The organism is Bacillota bacterium, assembly GCA_012727955.1.
Classification (GTDB): Bacteria; Bacillota; Limnochordia; order DTU087; family JAAYGB01; genus JAAYGB01.
Window position 1 is genome coordinate 88,745 of record JAAYGB010000005.1, and the last position, 19,918, is coordinate 108,662.

At 54.4% G+C, this 19,918-nt stretch carries 16 protein-coding genes; 15 read left to right on the forward strand and 1 reads right to left on the reverse strand.

The features are described 5' to 3' along the window. Nucleotides 1-15 precede the first annotated feature (15 nt). The 11 genes from GX030_01260 (at nucleotide 16) to GX030_01310 (ending at nucleotide 13,150) form a co-directional block, all read left to right on the forward strand. Nucleotides 16-1,497 (forward strand): DUF3084 domain-containing protein, encoded by a 1,482-nt coding sequence (locus tag GX030_01260; GenBank protein NLV91007.1) that lies wholly within the window; start codon nucleotides 16-18, stop codon nucleotides 1,495-1,497. 34 nt (nucleotides 1,498-1,531) lie between these two features. Next, nucleotides 1,532-2,344 (forward strand): hypothetical protein, encoded by an 813-nt coding sequence (locus tag GX030_01265; protein NLV91008.1) that lies wholly within the window; start codon nucleotides 1,532-1,534, stop codon nucleotides 2,342-2,344. 290 nt (nucleotides 2,345-2,634) lie between these two features. Then, complete coding sequence (locus tag GX030_01270; GenBank protein ID NLV91009.1) at nucleotides 2,635-4,395, forward strand: hypothetical protein; 1,761 nt, start codon at nucleotides 2,635-2,637, stop codon at nucleotides 4,393-4,395. A 113-nt stretch (nucleotides 4,396-4,508) separates the two neighbouring features. After that, the gene (locus GX030_01275; GenBank protein NLV91010.1) at nucleotides 4,509-4,916 is read left to right on the forward strand and encodes a pre-16S rRNA-processing nuclease YqgF; all 408 of its coding nucleotides are present in this window, start codon (nucleotides 4,509-4,511) and stop codon (nucleotides 4,914-4,916) included. Between the two features lie 103 nt (nucleotides 4,917-5,019). Beyond that, nucleotides 5,020-5,940, forward strand: a complete 921-nt coding sequence (locus GX030_01280) for a sugar kinase (protein ID NLV91011.1) — start codon at nucleotides 5,020-5,022, stop codon at nucleotides 5,938-5,940. A 42-nt stretch (nucleotides 5,941-5,982) separates the two neighbouring features. Further along, nucleotides 5,983-6,831 carry a class II fructose-bisphosphate aldolase gene (locus GX030_01285; protein ID NLV91012.1) on the forward strand — a complete coding sequence of 283 codons (849 nt, stop codon included), beginning with the start codon at nucleotides 5,983-5,985 and terminating at the stop codon, nucleotides 6,829-6,831. 159 nt (nucleotides 6,832-6,990) lie between these two features. After that, the gene (locus GX030_01290) at nucleotides 6,991-8,487 is read left to right on the forward strand and encodes a hypothetical protein (protein ID NLV91013.1); all 1,497 of its coding nucleotides are present in this window, start codon (nucleotides 6,991-6,993) and stop codon (nucleotides 8,485-8,487) included. A gap of 51 nt (nucleotides 8,488-8,538) precedes the next feature. After that, nucleotides 8,539-9,483 carry a hypothetical protein gene (locus GX030_01295; protein NLV91014.1) on the forward strand — a complete coding sequence of 315 codons (945 nt, stop codon included), beginning with the start codon at nucleotides 8,539-8,541 and terminating at the stop codon, nucleotides 9,481-9,483. 366 nt (nucleotides 9,484-9,849) lie between these two features. Continuing rightward, on the forward strand, nucleotides 9,850-10,656 hold the full coding sequence (locus GX030_01300; protein ID NLV91015.1) for a LysM peptidoglycan-binding domain-containing protein: 807 nt from the start codon (nucleotides 9,850-9,852) through the stop codon (nucleotides 10,654-10,656). Nucleotides 10,657-10,743: 87 nt separating this feature from the next. Continuing rightward, nucleotides 10,744-12,909, forward strand: a complete 2,166-nt coding sequence (locus GX030_01305) for a thioredoxin domain-containing protein (GenBank protein NLV91016.1) — start codon at nucleotides 10,744-10,746, stop codon at nucleotides 12,907-12,909. Further along, nucleotides 12,902-13,150, forward strand: coding sequence for a DUF1540 domain-containing protein (locus GX030_01310; protein ID NLV91017.1), 249 nt, complete (start codon nucleotides 12,902-12,904; stop codon nucleotides 13,148-13,150). Before GX030_01305 ends, GX030_01310 begins: the two co-directional genes overlap by 8 nt. A gap of 91 nt (nucleotides 13,151-13,241) precedes the next feature. Here the strand turns inward: GX030_01310 and GX030_01315 are convergent, their stop codons facing one another. Continuing rightward, entirely contained in the window at nucleotides 13,242-14,324 is a 1,083-nt protein-coding gene (locus tag GX030_01315) for a Gfo/Idh/MocA family oxidoreductase (GenBank protein ID NLV91018.1), read from the reverse strand. A 134-nt stretch (nucleotides 14,325-14,458) separates the two neighbouring features. Between GX030_01315 and pdxA the strand changes: the two genes are divergently transcribed. The 4 genes from pdxA to GX030_01335 form a co-directional block, all read left to right on the forward strand. Beyond that, nucleotides 14,459-15,478: a 4-hydroxythreonine-4-phosphate dehydrogenase PdxA gene (pdxA, locus tag GX030_01320; protein ID NLV91019.1), complete on the forward strand. Its 1,020-nt coding sequence runs from the start codon at nucleotides 14,459-14,461 to the stop codon at nucleotides 15,476-15,478. Continuing rightward, nucleotides 15,465-16,619, forward strand: a complete 1,155-nt coding sequence (locus GX030_01325; GenBank protein NLV91020.1) for an MFS transporter — start codon at nucleotides 15,465-15,467, stop codon at nucleotides 16,617-16,619. Before pdxA ends, GX030_01325 begins: the two co-directional genes overlap by 14 nt. Before the next feature lie 53 nt (nucleotides 16,620-16,672). Beyond that, on the forward strand, nucleotides 16,673-18,013 hold the full coding sequence (locus tag GX030_01330) for an oligosaccharide flippase family protein (GenBank protein NLV91021.1): 1,341 nt from the start codon (nucleotides 16,673-16,675) through the stop codon (nucleotides 18,011-18,013). Between the two features lie 261 nt (nucleotides 18,014-18,274). Further along, nucleotides 18,275-19,918, forward strand: a 1,644-nt coding sequence (locus GX030_01335; GenBank protein NLV91022.1) for a hypothetical protein, incomplete at its 3' end; no start/stop codon positions are given.

Here is a 19,918-nt window from a genome sequence, read left to right on the forward strand (position 1 = left end):
AGGGTGGTGACCGCGGTGTATGGACTTGGGTTAATTCTCACACTGGTGTTGTCCGGTGGAGTGATTGCCTATATCGGTGACAAGATTGGAATGAAGATCGGTCGCAAGCGGCTTAGCCTCTTTGGCCTTCGCCCCAAGTATACATCCATCGTGATTACCATTGTCACCGGGATCCTGATTGCCGCGGCGTCCCTGGCAGTGCTGACCATTGCTTCTGCCGATGTGCGAACCGCCCTATTTCACATGAAGGAGATTCAAACGGCCCTAGCAACCAGTGAAGTCCGCTTTAATGCCAGCCAACAACGGCTCTTTGAAGTGGAACAGGAGCTAGCTGCCCAGGAAGCCCAAGTGCAGTCCTTGGCTGAGGAGATTCAACGGAAAACCCTCGAGTATGAGGAGCTAAGCCACCAGCTGCTAGAGGTGGTTGAGCAGAGAGATGCCGCCAAGGTGGAACTGGAGTCCGCACAGGCGGAAGCTGCGGAAATGGAACGGCAGTTTGCCGACTTACAAGCGGACTATGAGAATATGATGACAAACTTTGAATTGATCAAAACGGAGTATCAAGAGATGAATGCCGCCTACACCGCCATCGCACAGCAATACGAAACTGCCTTGGCCCAGTACAATCAAGCCCGGTCGGATTTGGCTGCCACAGAAGAGGAGCTAGAGGAGACCCGCAGGTCCTTGGCACTGGAGAAACAGCGGCTAGAGGATATGAAGGAGATCAATCAGCTGTTCCAAGCCAAGATCGACGAACTGAGACAGACTGAAGAGGAAATGAAGACCCATATGCAGGCCCTGACCCAGGAGTACAATCTGATGGTCAGCCTGCAGAACGAGCTGATTCAAGAAAAACAGACTGAGCTGGAACTGATTAAATCCAGTAATTTTGTCTTTCAGGCCAATGAGATTATTCTGGCCACGGTGATGGAAGGAAGCCGAGATATAGAGGATATGCGGCAGGAGATTATTACCTTCCTAAACCAGGCTAATCAGATTGCCCTAAGGCGTGGGGTGATGGATAAGGCTACCTCGAGGGCTGCCCTTGTGATTGAAAATGAGCATCTCCAGGAAGTATTGCATTATCTGGAACGGGCTGAGGGCAAACACGTGATTCGCGCCCTGGCTGCCAGCAACACGCTACCCGGTGAGCCCGTGGAGGTTCGGCTGGTCTATCTGCCTAATACTCTGATCTATAAGAAGGGCGAGATTATTCTCAGTCGTGAGATCGACTTGTCGGCACCGGGAGTGAATGTGGAAGATGAAATCGCGGCAATGCTCAGCCGGATCAACGATATTGGGATTTCCCGGGGAATGATCACCTATGCCGATGGTACCCTGGGTACCGCCCTTACCGGCGATGAGTTCATGGCTACACTCCGGCAGATGCGCCAGCACGATAGTATGATTGAGGTGCAGGCAGTAGCCCGCCATGATATTTGGAATGCCGTAGGTCCCCTCAGCATCGATTTGAAGGTGGTGCCCTTAGACTCATAGCCGTCAGGCTAGCTCCCAAAAGGAGGAAGGGGCAGTGGGACATCCTTGGCTAGTTGTTATCCTTGTCGCCGTGGTGATGTGTAGTTCCTGGGCAATAGTGGGTGAAGCCCAGACCTTTTCAGATTTGCCGCCAAACCATTGGGGTTACGAGGGGCTGCGGGACTTAGTCAGAGCAGGTCTAGTAGAGGAATATCAACAGGGGCAGGCCTTGCTTGGCCCCGTGAGTCTATCCCGCTATGAGGTAGCCCTTCTGGTGGGTAAAGTTCACCAGAGATTGGACCACTATCAACGGAAATTAGTAGAAAAACAACTGATGCTAGGTACAAGTATGAGTGATGCCAATGTTGCCCAAGCACTTGCTGCCCTGGATTACACCCTATGGGAGCAAGTGTTTAATTTTACCTTGGAGCACCCTCCCGGCGATTTGACGGGGGGAAGAAGCCGGCAAGAGGTGGCGGAACTCAGGAGACTGACGGCAAGAGCCGCTCAGTCCCTGGAAAATCTAACCCGGGAGTTTGCCGAGGAGATGGAACTGATGGGGTTGTACTCTCGTCCCCGGGACACTGAATCTCGACGCCTGGCAATTCCGAAGCTGACCAGGGAGTTGAGTCCCACGCCAGAACCCTCGGCCAAGGAGCAGTCCCCGGTTGTGGGACAGTTGGGCCTAAGCCGGATCGGAGGACACTCCAAGGAGTGGAAAGCCGAGGCGTTGTGGCTGTGGCCGGGGCTGGAAGTTTGGGTTACAAGGCCCTTTTCGGAGACCGAAAAAATACCCATCAGCCTTCCTGCAAGGGGAGGATCCGGGAAAGGGTTTGACCCTACCAATGGCGAAGAATATCTTGAATAACTTTGAATTGGTACATAACCTTCGGTACCCATAGGAAATTCCCATGAAATCTTCCTTTGAATCGGGAAGGATTTTTCAGCTTGTGCCAGAAAGTTCTTCCTCAACAGTGTCTTTCTATCTATTCACGGTGCAGGTGGTGGGAAAGGAGGTGCCAGACCCAGGTTGACCACGACTGCGCTGGGAAAGGCGTTTCGCTCGAAGGAATGCTGTCCGGTGCTGAACTGTTTTTTCGGCGGGCGAGTATTACCTTCGAGATCAAATAAAGAGAAACCAACCAGGGGGGAAATGGAATGAAACAGAAAATAACGGCCCTTTTAGTTCTTGCGATGATCTGGGCGATGGCAGTCCCGGCCATTGCTGCTAGTCCCTTTGGCGATGTCGATCCTGATCACTGGGCATATGACTCCGTGACCAGATTGGCCGCTGCTGGGCTGATTATCGGGTATCCCGATGGGACCTTCGGTGGACAACGTAGCTTTACCCGCTATGAAATGGCAATGGTTTTTGCTCGGGTCTTGGATCGTTTAGAGATCTGGATTGACGATCAATTTGCCGGTGCCAGTGACCAGCTGAAGGCAGACATCTATGACGAGATCCTCGCTGTGATGGACAGCCGTCTCGCTGAGGTAAGAGCTGAGATTCCTGAGGTTGTTGAGCAACCGGTTCGTCAGGTAATCGAGACCACCGTCGTAGAGAAGCCCTTTGAGTTGACCGATGAGGCTAAGGCTGTATTGGCTCAGTTCGTAGCCGAGCGGGTGACTGAAGAAGCCGCCGCCATTGCTGAGGCTGCTGGCAAGAAGGCTGACGCTGCCTTTAGGCTGGCTACGCAGAATACCAGCAACCTGACTCAGACCCAGGCTGCGATTGCTGCCTTGCAGGGCGATATGGATTACGTAAAGTCCTATATCGAGACTGAAGTGGCTACCATCAGCGCTGATGTGGCTGCTTTGACCGATGAGTTTGGCGGTGAACTTGAGGTTCTCGGATTTAGACTGGACAACCTCGAGTCTGTATTCTTCAAGGTCTATGACAGAGTTGCCACTCTGCAGCGGGATGTTGCTGATCATGCTGCCAGAATCGAAGCCCTAGAGGCTCAGGGCGAAGACATTGACGCTCTTAAGACTCAGGTAGCTGCCCTTGAGGCCGATGCCGAAGAGCTTTGGGCTGCAGACGCTGACCGCAATGCTCGGTTGGCAGAGCTTGAGGTGCAAAGCACCATCAACGAGATCCAGCTGTATCAGCTGAAGAACGAGAACACCTCCCAGGACGAGAGGATCGAGAGATTGACAGCTCGGGTTGAGGAGCTGGAGAACGCTCGTCTCGAGGACCTGAACAAACAGCTGAAGGCTGTTCGCTTTGGTGGGTACTTAGACAATAAGTACACTGTTACTGAGGAAGCAGCCGGTAACAACGAATTTGTGCAAGAGGCTAAGCTGGAGATGACGGTACCCACCGATCTGGCTACCTTGAAGACCAGCGTTACCGTGTCTGGAAGCTTGGTCGAAGATGCTCATGACGACACCAAGGTTGGCTTGGCAGTTCGGGCCCAGGACATCGATTTCCTGTCGCTGGATTGGTACGGTGAGCTCGCTCACTCCACCAATGTCTCCGACGCTACAAATGTCGACTCCATTAACTTCAAGCTGGGCGTAGGCAAGGACTTCGAGTTTGCAGGGGCACCCCTCAGATTCGATGCCGCGAAGACCTTCAACTTGAAGAAGAATGAAACAGATGATAACGACTTCACCCTGACCTTCAAGAAGTTCTTCGTCGACAATCTCAGTGCCAAGGCGAACTATGGCTTCAAGAACAACTCCGACGCCTATGACTGGGGTACTGGGTTTACTCTGGCCTTGGATCCCGCGACCTTGAAGTTGGACTTCACCAATGCTGAGAATGACGAGGGCGTTGTAACCAAGACCACTGAGCTTGGTGTTACCGTCCCGGTACTCAACGATGCCGTTGACCTCAGCCTGAAGGCTGCTCAGGTGGATAAGGAAACTGAGGATACCTACATGAAGTACACCGGTGGTATCAAGGTGAAGTTCTAGTAGGACTTCTATAGACAGGAAAAAAACCTCTGGGTGGTTAATCCACTCAGGGGTTTTTCTCATTGCTGGGGAACTTATAGGAATAGTGGTTGCTGCAGCAAAGGAGGATGCACGTGCTGGTGTTAGCGGTAGATCCAGGAAGGGCTAAATGCGGCTTGGTGGTGATGGCTAGCTCAGGGGAAGTCTTGGTGCAGGAAGTGGTTCCTGCCGAGGAGTTGTTGGACCGGATTCGCCTGGAGGTGGAGTCTCGACCCATTGACGTGGTCCTGCTGGGGGATGGTACGGGAGCCAAGGTTTTCCGGGAAAGGTTAGCCCAAGCGGGGATTGATAGGTTAGTGGATAGGGTTGAGCTGGTCGATGAACATCGTACCAGCGAACTGGCCCGCCGCAAGTACCTAGAGGAAAATCGCCGGGGATGGCGGAGGTTCTGGCCCCTTTCCCTGCAGTATCCCTCGGAACCCTATGATGACTACGTGGCCTTGATCTTGGCCCAGCGGTATCTGAGAAGTCAGGAAAGATAAAAGGTGTTACCTCCCCCTTGCTGAAAACTTAACTTGATATTTCGATAATTTCGACGAAGGGGGGAGATAGACGGTCCCGTGATGCTGGATCGTCTGACACATTATGGCCTATGATGTACTGGGGTTAGGTTTGTGTACCCACGATTACTTAGCCGTGGTTTCCCATATTCCGGAGTTCGAAAGTTCGGTGCATATGAGCGCTTCCAGTCAACAGGGCGGCGGTCCCGCCGCCACAGCGATGGTGGCAGTGAGCCGCTTGGGAGCTAAAGCCGGGTTTATCGGTGTGGTGGGGGATGATGCCTCCGGGGAATTTATCCGGAAGGACTTTGCCCGCTATGGTGTCGATACCCAGCACCTGGTGGTGAGACCGAAGGCCACCTCGTGCTTTGTCGTGTGCCTAGTTGAGGAAGGCAGCGGAGACCGGGCCTTCATTCTCAGTAACAAGACGGCGACGCCCCTTCGACCTGAAGAGCTGGATGAGGAAGTGATTAACAGTGCCAAGTACCTCCATGTCGACGGGAATGAAATGGCGGCTTCCATCGCTGCAGCCAAGATCGCCCGTCGGGCTGGGATTCCGGTGGTGATGGATGCCACTAATGCTCGGGGTATGGAGAACCTCTTGCCCCTAGTGGACATCCTCATCGCGTCGCGATTCTTCTATGAGGATATTGCCGATGGGCGAACTCCGATGCAGGTGGCCAAGGACCTGGTGGCGGAGGGCCAACATCAGGAGGTAATCATCACCTTGGCCGAGCAAGGCTGTGTCTGCGCCAGTGGGGATGTCGCCGAAGCTGTCCCCGCCTTTGCCATCAGTCCCGTTGTCGATACCACTGGATGTGGCGATGTTTTTCACGGCGCCTACATCGTCGGTAAACTAAGGGGAATGGACATGTTAACGGCCGCTGAATTTGCCAGCGCCGCCGCAGGGCTCAAGGTTCGCAAACTCGGTGGCAGAGCGGGAATCCCCACCTACGATGAAGTGGTGGAATTTCTCCGGGAGCATTCCCCCAACCGGAATTGGTAGGATTATTAGAACAAATTGGCAGTCTGTGAGGAGGAAGAGGAATTGAGTTTAGTCTCCCTGCAAAGCATTCTTACCGCGGCAGACCGGGGCGGATACGCCGTCGGTGCCTTTAATGCCTTTAATGTTGAGACCACGCAGGCGGTGGTTGCCGCCGCGGAGGCGGAAAAAAGCCCTGTCATTCTGTTGGTCTATGATGGGCACCAACGTCATTTTGGTATCGCTGAATCGGCAGCCATCGGCAGAGCCTTAGCCGAGGCCGCGTCAGTACCGGTGGCTTTACACCTGGATCATGGGGCTAGTTTTGAGATGGTCGTCAAGTGTCTACAGGCAGGGTATACCGGGGTGATGTTCGATGGCTCCCGTCTGCCCTACGAGGACAACGTTGCCATCACCAAAAGGGTGACGGAGGTTGCCCACTTGTGTGGAGTCTCCGTGGAGGCAGAGCTGGGACAGGTCGGAGTGGCCGCTCGGGGCGATGGGGCGAAGGCGGATCTGATGACCGCCCCAGACCAGGCGGCGGACTTCGTGGCTCAGACCCAGGTAGATGCCCTGGCTGTAGCCATTGGCAATGCCCACGGTTTTTACACAGATACACCCAAGTTGGATTTTGAGCGGCTTGCGGCCATCAATGAGGCGGTATCGGTTCCCCTGGTGCTCCACGGTGGTACCGGGATTCCCGATGATGACCTTCGGCGAGCTATCGAATTGGGTATCCGCAAAGTGAACATTGGCACTGAGGTGATGACCGCCTTTGGCACCACCCTGCGAGAGGCTCTGAAAAACACTGAAGGCCCGATAGTGGGATTGGCAGAGCTGGCACAAGCCAAGAGAGCAATGCAAGAGAAAATTCAGGCGCGGATGCGGGTATTGGGCTCATCGGGTAAGGCCTAGATTGGATACTTTCACCAGTGAGAATCGGGTCCATTCTCCCCTGGACAACGGCGCTACCGGCAGGGAATATGCCATTTTACCCCGAAATTATTAGTTATTAGCTAAGATGGAAATAGGGGCGAAAGTCATGGTTGATACACCGTTACCGGAGGGAGTGATATGATCAGGAAACTCAAGGGTTGCTTTATCATAGGCATTTTTCTCGCTCTTACACTGGCAGCATCAAATTTCCCGCCGGTGGTTGCCAAAGTCCAGGCTCAGGAACTTCCCGTGGAGCACTGGAGCTATTCCGCGGTTAGGTCCTTAGCCGAGACACCTTTGCTGGAGCCGACGGAGCTCAACTTTACCTACGGAGTGACCACCATTACCCGCTTTGAGATGGCCCTCTTGGTAAGTAAAGTTCTCAATCGGCTGGAGGCAATGGGTGGAACTGAATCGGTGACGGGGGTGGATCCTGACCTTTGGTTGGAATATGTCTTTGAACGAGCTATGGGAGCGGTGGATTCAAACCAAGAGCTGAACAAGACCCATCTGGAGTCGATTCGACGTCTAATCCAAGGTTTTGACTCTGAGTTGGAGTCCTTGGGGATTGTGGACCGGTTTCTGCCTTCAAAGGGGGCAACGGACCTATTCTGGAATCATTTTAGCTTTTCACCCTCGCAACAGTTGCTTCTCAAGAGCGAGCCTGAAAACGGTCTGTTTGCGCTTAAGGACAAGCAACACTATCTCATCGGTGACAGCATCGTTCAACTAAACGATCGGGTGCATATCGGGGCTACCGTTGCCACCAGATCCAGAGGGGGCCTGCTCGAAGAGGAAACTAAGAGCATCGGTTCCATCGGTGGTACAATTCGGGTGGCGCCGGATTTTGTGATTTCTGGTGGATACGCCGGTGGAGCGGGAGAAGATCCATCGGACTCCGAACTGAAGAATTTCGGAGCGGTATGGCAGATTGGAGACTTGGAGCTGGGAGCAAAGTATCGATCGGTTAATCCTGGGTCGGAGGCCTTGCTGGGCTTTGATTTCACCGAACAGATGCGGACCCGAGGTTACGACTTTACCGTTCGGGTTGGTGATATCCTAATTCGAACCTCTAGAGATACCGTGAATGCTTTAAATGATGAATCTGCCCAACCCAATACTGTCCACTCCATGGGTGTGAGCTATGATGTTGGTTCCGACACGGTAATTCGAGCGGACTACAGCTTTAGCGATGTCAAAGTTCCATACTCGCCACCGCCTGCATCCGGTGGTCCTGGCACGGAACCCTCGGATCCCGGTGAAGAACCATCGTTGCCGGAGCCTGTTCCTCCTGAGTTTTCCATCCGGCGCAGGGCTGCCATCGGCGTGGGAGTGGATACTCCCACAGGAAGTGTGGAATTTGGATTGAAGTACGAAGGAGACTCACAACTGGGCGGCGCTAATCTCGGGAGCAGGGGTGCCAGTGCCGGAGTCAAATATCCCGTTGGCGAAGAGACAGTCATGCAAGCCGGGGTTGAAGTTGAAGAGGGTGCCGGTCAAAGTTCCAAAAGTCTCAGTCTGGGATTTGTTTTTCAGGCCGATACTTCACTTTTGGTCGGTTACAAAATGATTGACTTTGAGTCCAGCGCGGAGTCAGATAATGTAGCCACCGCGGAATTCTCCATCAGATTCTAGACAGGAGGGGAAGGGTGCAGGCCTAGGCGATTGGGTAGGCCAGCCGAAACTATGAATATGAAAAGGATACTCAGTCTAGCTTTAACGGCAGTAATGGTGTGGACCTTGGCAGTTCCCGTGGGCGTCAGTGCCCAAGCAAGTCCACTGCAGCAATTGACGGAGCTGGAGAAGCAGCTCTATGGGCGCCCTGTAGAAGAGGGGTCAATTATTGAACGGTTGGGTCGACTGGAAAACGATTTGTTTGGGCGGACAGAGAGGGGAGCCCTATTGGTCCGGCTGGAGCGATTGCGCAGTTACGTCGATGCCACCGGCATCAATGGCAATTCTCTCACCGTTAAGTTGACGGCATTGGAGTGGATGATGTACCAAAGCGTCAATTCCGATAAGCCCCTTTTCGATCGAATCAAAGAATTAGAACTAGGGATTTTTGGTTCCACCAATACCGGGCCCGTTGAGAATCGGGTCCAGGAGCTGACCAATATTGTCTGGGGTGGCCGGGACATAGCTACCGCGGTTAGGGAAGTGCCCAGTTCGACGCTGGTGAAGATCCAGTTGTTGGCAGGGGTTTCTTCAGAGAAAAATAAAGTTAATGATCAGATCCCCTATGAGATTATCGAGGACATTATCGTCGACGGTACCCTGGTGATTCCCGCGGGTACCAAGGGAACGGCGACGGTCACCGAAGCCAGAGAGGCCGGTAGATTGGGCCGTGACGGTGTGCTGCGACTGGATTTTGGTCGGGTTACTGCCATCGACGGCAGCAGAATCCGATTGGTCTTGTCGGAGCGAGCCAGTGAGGAGAACCAATCTCTGTATATGGCGGCAGGGGCCAGTATGCTCGGCGTGGTGCTGTTGGCGGGAAATCCCATTGGTTTGGCTGGAGCCCTCTTGGTTAAGGGCAAGGATGTAAGCATCGACAGCAATGTGGAATTCTACGTAGAGGTGGCCACCGAAGCTAAGGTGAACGGCTTAGTTGTATCCTTGGGACAAAACTAGGTTGGGTTTTGTCTAGGGTGAGAAGTTAAACCTGGGGAAACCATAGGGTTTCCCCTTCATGTAATTGGCGGGATAGGGACAGGTTGTACTGCTGCTTGCCCGGAGGTGACTGAGGTGGAGCATCAAATTGGTGAGTCAGGATTGGGTCAAGGCCGTGGACCGGATATCTTCGTCTCCAAGAGTGTGATTGCCCAGTTGCAACAGGTGGATTTGGGCAAGGTCTCTTCTCCTGTAGAGGGTCTTCTCGGGGGCCAGGTGGTCTTTAGTCAATTCCGACCGGTTTTGCTAATTGAGCATGTTTTCTTCTACCCCTTGGATCAGACTCCCAACCTACTCAGTGTGGATCATTGGCGGCGGGCGCAGGAGATGTTTGCAGATCAGTATCCCGAGGCCCGCATCCTCGGTTGGTTCGCCCTGAGGTTCCAGGGGCTTGACCTCACCAACGCCGACCGGGCTCGTAGCGCTAAGTTATTCGGGGAGCATTGGCAAGTCTGCTGGTTGGTGGATAGTGACCGGAAGAATTGGCGAGTTTGGTCCTGGCAGGAGGGTCAGCTAAGACCTAGCCGGCGAGTTCGAGCCTTAGAGGCTAAGTCCGGGTTGAAGGCGGTGGAAGTTTCAGCTCAGCAAACCGATGCTTCCAGTTCAGTCCCCAACCCCAAGCTTCCCAGGGAGGAACTCTTGACGGAATTATTTGGCCAAGCTAATTTGGGGCCATGGTTTGCCGCTGTAGCAGGCATCTTGGTGATACTACTGATTATTTTCGGGGCGAAGGCCCTTTGGAACCAGAGACAACCGAAGTTTATTGACCTATTGTCCCAGCAACAGGAATCGGTGTCAGTTACCGCTGCCGTACCGGGGCAAGGGCAGGCCTTCGATGAAACTGTGGAGAGGCCTCCACAGGAGATTCTCGAGGCCGAGCCGCCGATTACCCCGGCACCGGATCCGGGGAATCGGGATGTCCTGTCGCTCCCGGAATCTGGGACAGAGTATACAGTCTATACCGTGGAACCCGGCGATACCCTGTGGCGGATCAGCGAGAAGCTGTGGGGTGACGGAAGTCGGTATCAAGAGATTTGGAAGGCCAATCCCCAGATCAGCGATCCTCGGAAACTACAGACAGGGATGGCCCTTAGGATCCCACAGGGTCCCCAAGGGGAATTGCTCGGCGACTAGTGTTAGTCGCTTTTTTTGTACCTGTATGGCGGCGGTATTTCCGGGCAGGCTAAACTTAACTATGAGTCAAGGTAAGGGGATGGGATAGTGGGACAAGGTACCGTTACGACTAATCGTCTGATCCATGAGCAAAGTCCATACCTACTCCAGCATGCCCACAATCCGGTGGATTGGTATCCCTGGGGCTCCGAGGCCTTGTCCAGGGCGAAGGCCGAGGATCGCCCTATTCTGCTCAGCTCCGGGTACAGTGCCTGCCATTGGTGTCATGTGATGGAGAGGGAATCCTTTACCAACCCAAGGATTGCCCAGATGATGAATGAGAACTTCGTTTGTATCAAGGTGGACCGGGAGGAACGCCCCGACCTCGATGAGACCTACCAAACCGCTTGTTTGCTCCTGACGGGGCACGGTGGGTGGCCCCTAACGGTATTTTTGACCCCCGATCTAAAGCCCTTTTATGCCGGCACGTATTTTCCCCCAGAAGACAAATACGGGCGACCGGGTTTTATTAGGATTCTCCAGACGGTAGCTCGGGTCTACAGGACAGAAAGGGAGCGGGTGGAGGCAATTGCCCAGGACATAGTCAAAGGGATGAAGGGGCAATTGCTGCCGGAAAATACGGAGCCTGGCATTTCCCTGGAGTCCTGGGATTGGACAGATCTGCCCCGGGAGGCGGTGTCTAGACTTAAGTATAGTTACGATACCAGACATGGAGGTTTCGGCGATGCTCCCAAGTTCCCCACCACCAATCTGCTGCAGCTTTTTCTCCACGTTGGCTATGAGGCTGACCCCGCCAGCGTTGATATGGTGGTGGACACCCTGCTCCACATGGCTCGGGGTGGGATCCGGGACCATCTGGGCGGTGGGTTTCATCGCTATTCAACGGATGCCCGGTGGTTGGTTCCCCACTTTGAAAAAATGCTCTATGACAATGCCCTTCTGGTTCCGCTGTATCTTGCCGGGTACCAGCTGACCGGTGAACCGGAATTTCGCGAGGTCGTGGAGTCAACCCTTCAGTTTGTGGCCTCGGAAATGACTGCTCCCGGGGGAGGTTTCTATTCCAGCTTCGATGCCGACACCGAGGGAGAAGAAGGTCGGTACTATGTGTGGCGTTATCAGGAGGTAATTGACCTTTTGGGAGAGGAGCCGGGCGAGATTCTCTGCGACTATTTCGGTATTTCCCCAGAGGGGAATTTCGCCAAGGGAACCAGTGTACTCCATCGGTCAACGGGCGAAGAACAGTTGGCTGACAAGTACCGATTAAGTCTCCCAGGGATACAGGACATCCTTGCCCAGGGCAGGGCGCAGATGCTCGCCCACCGAACTCACCGGGAGAAACCCTTTTGTGACACAAAGATTATTACCGCCTGGAACGGAATGATGATTTCCGCCTTTGCCCAGGCCGCGAGAATTCTCGATGTGCCAGGGTATGGTAAGCAGGCTGAGGCAGCTGCCCACTTTATCTTGGAGAACCTGATGGATGGTCGAGGCCGCTTGCTGCGCGCCTTCAAGGACAGACCTTCGCAAATCCCGGGATTTCTCTCAGACTATGGTTGGCTGATCAATGGATTATTGGATCTGCATGCCGCTACCTTTGACCACTCCTGGTTGACCCAGGCCCGATCCTTGACGGAAGTGATGGTGGAGAGATTTTGGGATGAAGCCAATGGCGGCTGGTTTGATAGCGATGAGGAACATGATTCACCCCTCTTAAGGACCAAGGGGATTACTGATCAGTCCTATCCCTCGGCCGCCAGCCAAGCGGTTTTGGCACTCATTCGGCTCGCGGAAGTAGATCATCGGTTTCCTGCTCTCATCGACAGGACCTTCGATGTCTATGCCGATGAGATGGCCCACAACCCCTGGGGGTGTGCCGCGCTGCTGACGGCCTTGCAGTGGTGGCAGTCTACCAGTACGGAGGTTATGCTTCTTGGTGACAGCCAGCGGTCTGAATGGCAGCAAATGGTTGAATGTCTGAGGGCTCAGTTCATTCCCCGTCTGGTTCTCTTTGGGCTAACTCCAGGCTGGGAAGAGATTTGGCAGTCGCCACCTCAGGTGTGGGTTAGTCGGCAAGGGGCTCTTTCTTCGGAAGCTCCGGCGGTGGCCTTTGTTTGCCGAGAGGGCACCTGCAGCCCGCCCCTGACCAGTGCCCAAGATCTTGCCTTTCAGTTGGGGAAGGGATATGAAATCGACTCCCGTGGAAAGTTAGAAAGGAGATTCGACTTAGGAGCAAGGAGGGAAGTCGATGGCTAACCAGGAGATCATGTGTACTGTGAGCAGCTGTCACTACTGGGCCCAGGGGAATCGTTGCGATGCTAACCAGATTCTCATCACCTCCAACGAGATGGCGGAATCCCTGGACGACAGTTTTGACGCACCCCAGGCCACCACGGCACAACAAACCGAGGTGGCGGTGTGTGTTGATACCTGCTGCAAGACCTTTGTCTATCGGGATGCAGCGGAGATCGAAGATGACGGCGTCTATCGGGTGTAATTGCGTTTTCCAAGTAACAGGAAAGGCCCGGGTGGAAAAACCACTCCGGGCTTATTTTGTGTCGATGGTGTTCCCTGCCACCGGCGTCGGCTTAATGAAGGGATAGTTGGGGCACCGGGGTTTCGGTGACCTGACCGAGATAATCTGCCGTGGGATCCACGGTACAGACTCCACCGGTTTCCAGTGACGACAGGATGGCCAGGACGGTAATTACATCACCATACTCCATCTCCGGGGGAACCGCGATGGCTTCTTGGCCCGTTAGGGCGTTATAGAAGTTGACAAACTCGTTGTAATACCCTTGGTAGGGGGTGTAGTACAATTGCTGTGAGGTGCCGTCAGGGTTAAAGACATTGACCACTCCACAGGCTCGATCCTCTAGGTAGATTACCCCCCTGGTCCCAAAGATGCGGGTGCCCAGCATCGGTCCTTGGCTGTCTTTACCACTGGGCCAATAGGCAAACTGACCGATGACTCCGCTCTTGAAGCCGATGTTGACGTGATAGGACAAGTAGGGACTGAAATCCCGTCTTTGGCGCCGCCCTAGGGCGTGAACCCGATCGATGGCACCGAAGATGTGGCGCATCGCGGCAATATCGTGCAGGGCCGCATCCAGGAAGTCTCCACCGGGATAATCGGGGTGTTGACGCCACTCTGTGGCGGCAAAGGTATCCTGGGTCATTTGACAGGGAAAACAGGAAACGGAGTTCCAGACAAAATAAACTATGTCGCCAATTCGCCCCTGGCGAACCAAGTCTCTGATCAGGTTGTACTCCTCATCGTAGCGGTAGTTCTCCGCGATGAGCACCTTGATATTGTACTTCTCCGGGAGGTCTCGGTGCAGTCGTGCTTCCCGCAGATTGGCTCCCATGGGTTTTTCGCAGATCATATCAAAACCGTGTTTGGCTACGTCCTCCGCGACGGAGTAGTTCTTGGCGATGGGAACCAGAACATCGATGGCATCAATGTCGTCCCGACGCAGCATCTCGCGGTAATCGGTGTAAACCCGATCGGCACTAAGGCCAATCCCTTCGGCGGCCCGGTGGGCCCGGCTGGCGTCGATGTCAGCCACGGCCACTACTTCATACCTGTCCTGCAGTCTTTGTAGGGCCGGCCAATGCAAGCCCTCCCAGGCCAGGCCTGTTCCAATTACTCCAAGTCGAATCCTATGCACAGGCTCACTTCCTTTGCTGAACATGGTATGAGTTAGTATGGCCTTGTCCCGGGGAAACCTTGTAGCCACCGGAACTGTGTCCCTAGAGGAAAATCGCTCCTCCTGGGGAAACACACAGGGGAGGAGGCGAAGCAATGAAGGCAAAGGATCTGCCGATTCTGGGAATCTCCATGGGGGATCCCGCGGGAATCGGTCCGGAAGTTGTGGTAAAGGCAGTTTTGGACGACAGGGTACAAGAGGCCTGTTGTCCCCTGGTGGTAGGTGATGCCCAGTGGCTGGATCGGACCCTCCAGGGGTGTCGATTGCCTGGAGAAGTCCGCGTGGTCGACGGAGTTGATGCTATCCAGCCTGGCCGGAAGGGGATCTGGGTATTGGACCTTGGTAACGTACCAGAGGGGCTTTCCCTGGGTAAGGTGCAAGGTGCGGCTGGTCAAGCGGCGCTGGAGTATGTCACCAAGGCCGTGGAGTTGGCCTTGCAGGGCCAAACCGATGGGATAGTTACGGCACCGCTGAATAAGGCTGCAGTCAACGCCGCCGGTCACCAGGGATTCACCGGCCACACTGAGTACATAGCTCAGTTAACGGGAGCCCCAGAGGTGGCAATGCTTCTAGCTCTGGATTCATTGTATATCAGTCATGTCACTACCCATGCGGCACTGCGGGAAGTCCCAGATCTGGTAACTCCCCAGCGTTTGCAGCGAGTGCTGGAGTTAACCGCCGATATGGCTAGAACCTTGGGACCAACCCACCATCCCATCGCTGTTGCCGGCCTTAACCCCCACTCCGGGGAAGAGGGCCTTTTCGGCGATGAGGAGGTAAAGGTCATCGTTCCGGTGATCGAGGCTGCAAGGGAGCGGGGGATGAAGGTTGTGGGGCCTCTTCCTCCCGATACTGTTTTTCTGCGGGCCCATCGCGGTGAGTTTTCCTTTGTGGTGGCGATGTACCATGATCAAGGCCATATCCCGGCAAAACTCTTGGGCTTTGAAACCGGCGTCAACGTGACCTTAGGTCTCCCGATAGTGCGTACCTCCGTGGACCATGGTACCGCCTTTGATATTGCCGGAACCGGCGTGGCCGATCCCGCCAGTATGATTGCAGCCATCCTTTTGGGAGCAAGACTAGCGAGGGGTTTAGATAAAAATGTGGGTATATAGAGCTCTCAACTTTTGGGTGTTTGGTGCCGGTGCAGTGATGAGTCCCTTCCTCAGTGTCTACCTGCGAAATCAAGGCCTGTCGGGAACGGAGTTGGGGATGATTTGGGCGGTGGGTCCTTTGATCACTGTCCTGACGCAGCCGATCTGGGGTTTGGTAAGTGATGCCAAGGGTCGGAAGAAGATCCTGGTGTTTGCCCTGGGCATCAGTGTCGGTATGGTGCTTTTGTACCTGCCGGCATCGGTCTTTTGGCACTTTCTGGTGCTGGCGATTTTGATGGCCTTATTTCGCAGTCCCGTTGTGCCCATTACCGATAGCCTGGTGCTGGAGCAGTTGGAGCTTAGGGACCGGAAGGCTGATTATGGGAAGGTGAGGCTGTGGGGTGCCTTGGGCTGGTCCAGTCTCTCCTACGTCGGCGGTAGAGCCATTGCTGCCTTTGGACTTCCCATCATGTTTGTGTTGAACTCCTTGGGCAATTTCTTTACCCTACTTTTGGGTACCAGGGTGGAAGAGGTGAAACAGGAAGGGGCCCAGGAGCGCAGCGTCGATTTTAGTCAGGTGAAGGCCTTGATTGGGGATCGCCGGCTGGTGCTATTCTTGCTGTGCATCCTACTGCTCCAATCCGCTTCCAGTCCGGTGTTTTCCTTCCTCTCAATTTACCTGGACAACATCGGCGCCTCTGCCACCATGATCGGTACGGCAACGCTGCTTGAGGGGTTAAGCGAAATTCCTCTCTTCTTGCTCTCCGGTTGGTTCATTCGCCGCATCGGCGCCAAATGGGGTGTTGTCATCGGAGCCGCTGCCTACGGTCTGCGCATGCTGGGTTATTCCCTGGTGCGGGTGCCGGAGCTGGCTTTGGCCTTTCAGCTGCTGCACGGGCTGTCCTTTTCCTTGATGTACGCCTCGGCGGTGAACTACGTTGACAGCCTGTGCCCCACCAATTTGCGCACCACGGGTCAATCGATGTTAGGTGCCGTTTACTGGGGTCTAGGTTCGATTATTGGTAACACCGTCGGGGGACGACTGGTGGATCGCATTGGGATTTTTTCTATGTTTCAACTGGGCAGCGGCCTGGCCTTTATCACCGCGCTGCTGATGATAGTGCTCATCGATGGTAGTCCCGGTAAGACCGAGGCATCGTAGGTCTGATCCCTTCAGTTCCGGCATAGGTTTTACCAGAACTGGAGGGATTTTTCATGGCGAGAACCAGAAGACCGGTGGTAGCCGGGGCCCTGTCACTGATGGCATCGGGATCTGTCTCTCGGGTGATCGGCGCAGTGTATCGCATTGCCCTCGTCAGAACCGCCGGGGAAGAGGTACTGGGTCTGTTTCAAATGACAATGCCCCTGTATCGATTGCTGATTGATGTGGCCGCCATCGGTTTTCACGTTGCTCTGGTACAGCTGGTTGCCGACAGTCTGGGTCGCCGGCGAGTCGACGATGCCAAGGGCTACATTCGCTTTGCCTTGGTTACCGTTACCGCGCTCAGCTGCCTTCTGGCCACCTTGCTGTGGTTTACTGGTCCGACCCTGGCCCACACCCTTTATGGCGATCCCAGACTGGAAACGCCCCTGCGCTGCCTGGGATTATTGCTCTTACCTGCGGCCATCTGTGCCATTGTGCGGGGTAGTATCCAGGGGTGGGGTCATGTTTCTACCGTTGCCATCGCCGGCACCACCGAAGCGGCCCTTCGGGTTCCCGCGGTCTTGGTAATGTTATCTCTCTTCCTTCCCTGGGGGCAGGGGCCCGCTGCAACTGCCATTCTCTTGGGAATGGTGGTGGGAGAATTCGGATCCCTGGTGGTCTTGGGAACAAGGTTACGGTCGCTTTTGCACAGCACTTCTTCCCAGAAGGGGGTTCTCCTTAGCCTTCGTTATGGATCGACGCTCCTGGCCATCGGGCTTCCTGTGATGATCTCGGGCCTTTTGAACAACGCGATGGGATTAATCAATACGGCGATGATCCCCAAACAACTCCTGATCTCGGGATTGTCCCAGTCCGAGGCAACGGCCGCCTTTGGTACCTTGAGCGGAATGGTTACCCCGATACTCTTCATGCCGTTGGTCCTGGTGGGTCCCATTAGCCAGGTGATGATTCCAGCGGTGGCGGAACGAATGGCTCAGAACCAATGGGAGAAAGTGAAGCAGTTGCTGATCAAGGGTTTTTCCGTTGCGGTAGTCGTCAGTGCCGTCACCTCTGTAGTTTTCTGGTTTTTCCCTGAGCAACTGGGCCAGATTCTCTACGGAGCGCCGCATATTGCCGACCTAGTGCGTCCCCTGGCCTTTGCTGCTCCCTTTGTTTTCTGTGGATTGCTGGCAGCCAGCACATTGTACGGGTTGGGACGGATGGGAACAGTGATGGTGAACACCTTTGTTGGCAACACTGCCCGATTTCTCATCATCCTCAAGTTGGTGTCCGATTCCCACTGGGGGATTTTGGGGGCGGCCTGGGCCCTGGTGGCCGATACCGGTCTTACCGGTGCCTTGAATCTGATTAGCTTAGCCTTGGTCTTGCGGCGGATGAGGGCTGGACAATAGATCTAATTCTCTAAGCATTCCGATATTGCGGCGATTGCCCGAAACATGGAAGTTTATGGAGGAACCTTGCGTAACTATGAGAAGATGTTATCGGAGTCGGATATAAGGCGCCTGAAAGTTATTTCTTCCGATATTCCTGAATTGCGAAGAATAATGAATGGAGGTAGAATGTTGGGGAATCAAAGGATCGGGGTGGAAGGAGAGGCTTCCGCCTCGATTTTTGCGTCGGGAGTCAGATAATCTAAGTAGGAGGGTCATGGTTTGACGCTGGAAGAGCAGTGGGATCCATATCTTCGCAACCGGTTGCCTCAAGCCCAGTTAGTTGAGGCAGCCCGGAGCGCTCTTGGAGAAATTGTGGCAGCAGATGAGAAGATTTTGTTCGCAGTAGTCACCGATATGTCCTTGGGAGGCACCTATACCGACACTTGGGTGGTGTTGACGGACCACCGGTTGTTGGCTTATACACCGGAGCTTCCCGACCAGTTACAGCAAGTAAGATGCGATGAGATAGTCCAGCTAAATGTAGAGCACTTTGTGGGAAACGGGATGTTGTCAGTGGAGACTCCCGAGAAAACCATTCATTTGGCCCGGTTTTCTCGGAAACTGTCTTTAGATGTTGAAAACGCCGTTGCTGATATGGAAGCCCTCCTGGAAGATCAAGGCGCGGTCAACTTCGCGAGGACTCACGATACCGCTAAGAAAATCCGCCTGAAGAAAATGGAGAAGGACAGCAATCGCTGTCCCAAGTGTGGGCGGATCATGATGGGCTCAGTCTGTCAGTATTGTCTGGAAAAGGGTAAACTGATTCGGCGGATGTTGTCCTACATCAAGCCCTATTACCCCCAGGCCATTTTGAGTACGGTACTTCTCATCATCAATGGTGGCCTGTCGATGGTGCAGCCCTTCTTGACGGGTCGCTTGGTCGATGATGTTTTGATGACCAGCAACTATACTCGCTTGGCCTTCATGGTGGCCCTTCTGGCGGGGACCCATTTACTGAATGCCGGTATCTCCGGTGTTCGCTCCTATGTCGTTGCTTGGCTGGGCCAAAGGGTGATCCGGGATATTCGCAGTTCCGTCTTTCAGCATCTGCAATATCTGCGGATGGAGTACTTTGATTCCGTGCGTACCGGGGCGGTAATGTCCCGGGTGACCAATGATACTCAGAACCTGCAAAACTTTGTGGTCCAAAGTTCCCAGGAGTTGCTGCTCCAGGTAGTCATGGTCATCGGCGTTGGCGCGGTGATGTTTCGCTATGACTGGCGCTTGGCCTTGGTGACCCTGGTGCCGATGCCCCTCATCGTGTATGCAGCGAGGGTTTTCTCCCGCAGAATACACCGCGTGTATCGGGGCATTTGGACTCGCCGGGCACTGATGAACTCGGTGCTAGCGGACTCCATTCCCGGAATTCAGGTAGTTAAGTCCTTCACCCAAGAGGCCAGGGAAATCAATAAGTTTGATCACCGCAGCGACCAGCTCTTTGATCGGCACTTGGTCGCGGCCAAGTACCGGGGCATCTTCATGCCCTTTCTCTCCTTTGCCACTGCCTTGGGGACGGTAATCATCTGGGGATACGGTGGGTATCTGGTGATTTCAGGATCGGGCCTGAGTGTCGGGGATCTAGTCGCGTTCCTCTACTACGTCAACCAGTTCTACAACCCCTTGCGGGGCTTGTCGGGTTTTGCCGACGTGATTCAACGGGCCTCTACCTCCGCGGAGCGGGTCTTTGAAATCCTGGATACTGAACCGGAGGTAAAGCCGAAGCCCGTCATCACCACCGTTACTTCCCAGCCCATTCGAGGAGAGATCGAGTTTAGCAATGTGCACTTTGCCTACGATGCCTCTGAGCCGGTACTCCAGGGGATCAACGTCAAGATTAAGCCTGGGGAAATGATCGGTCTCGTG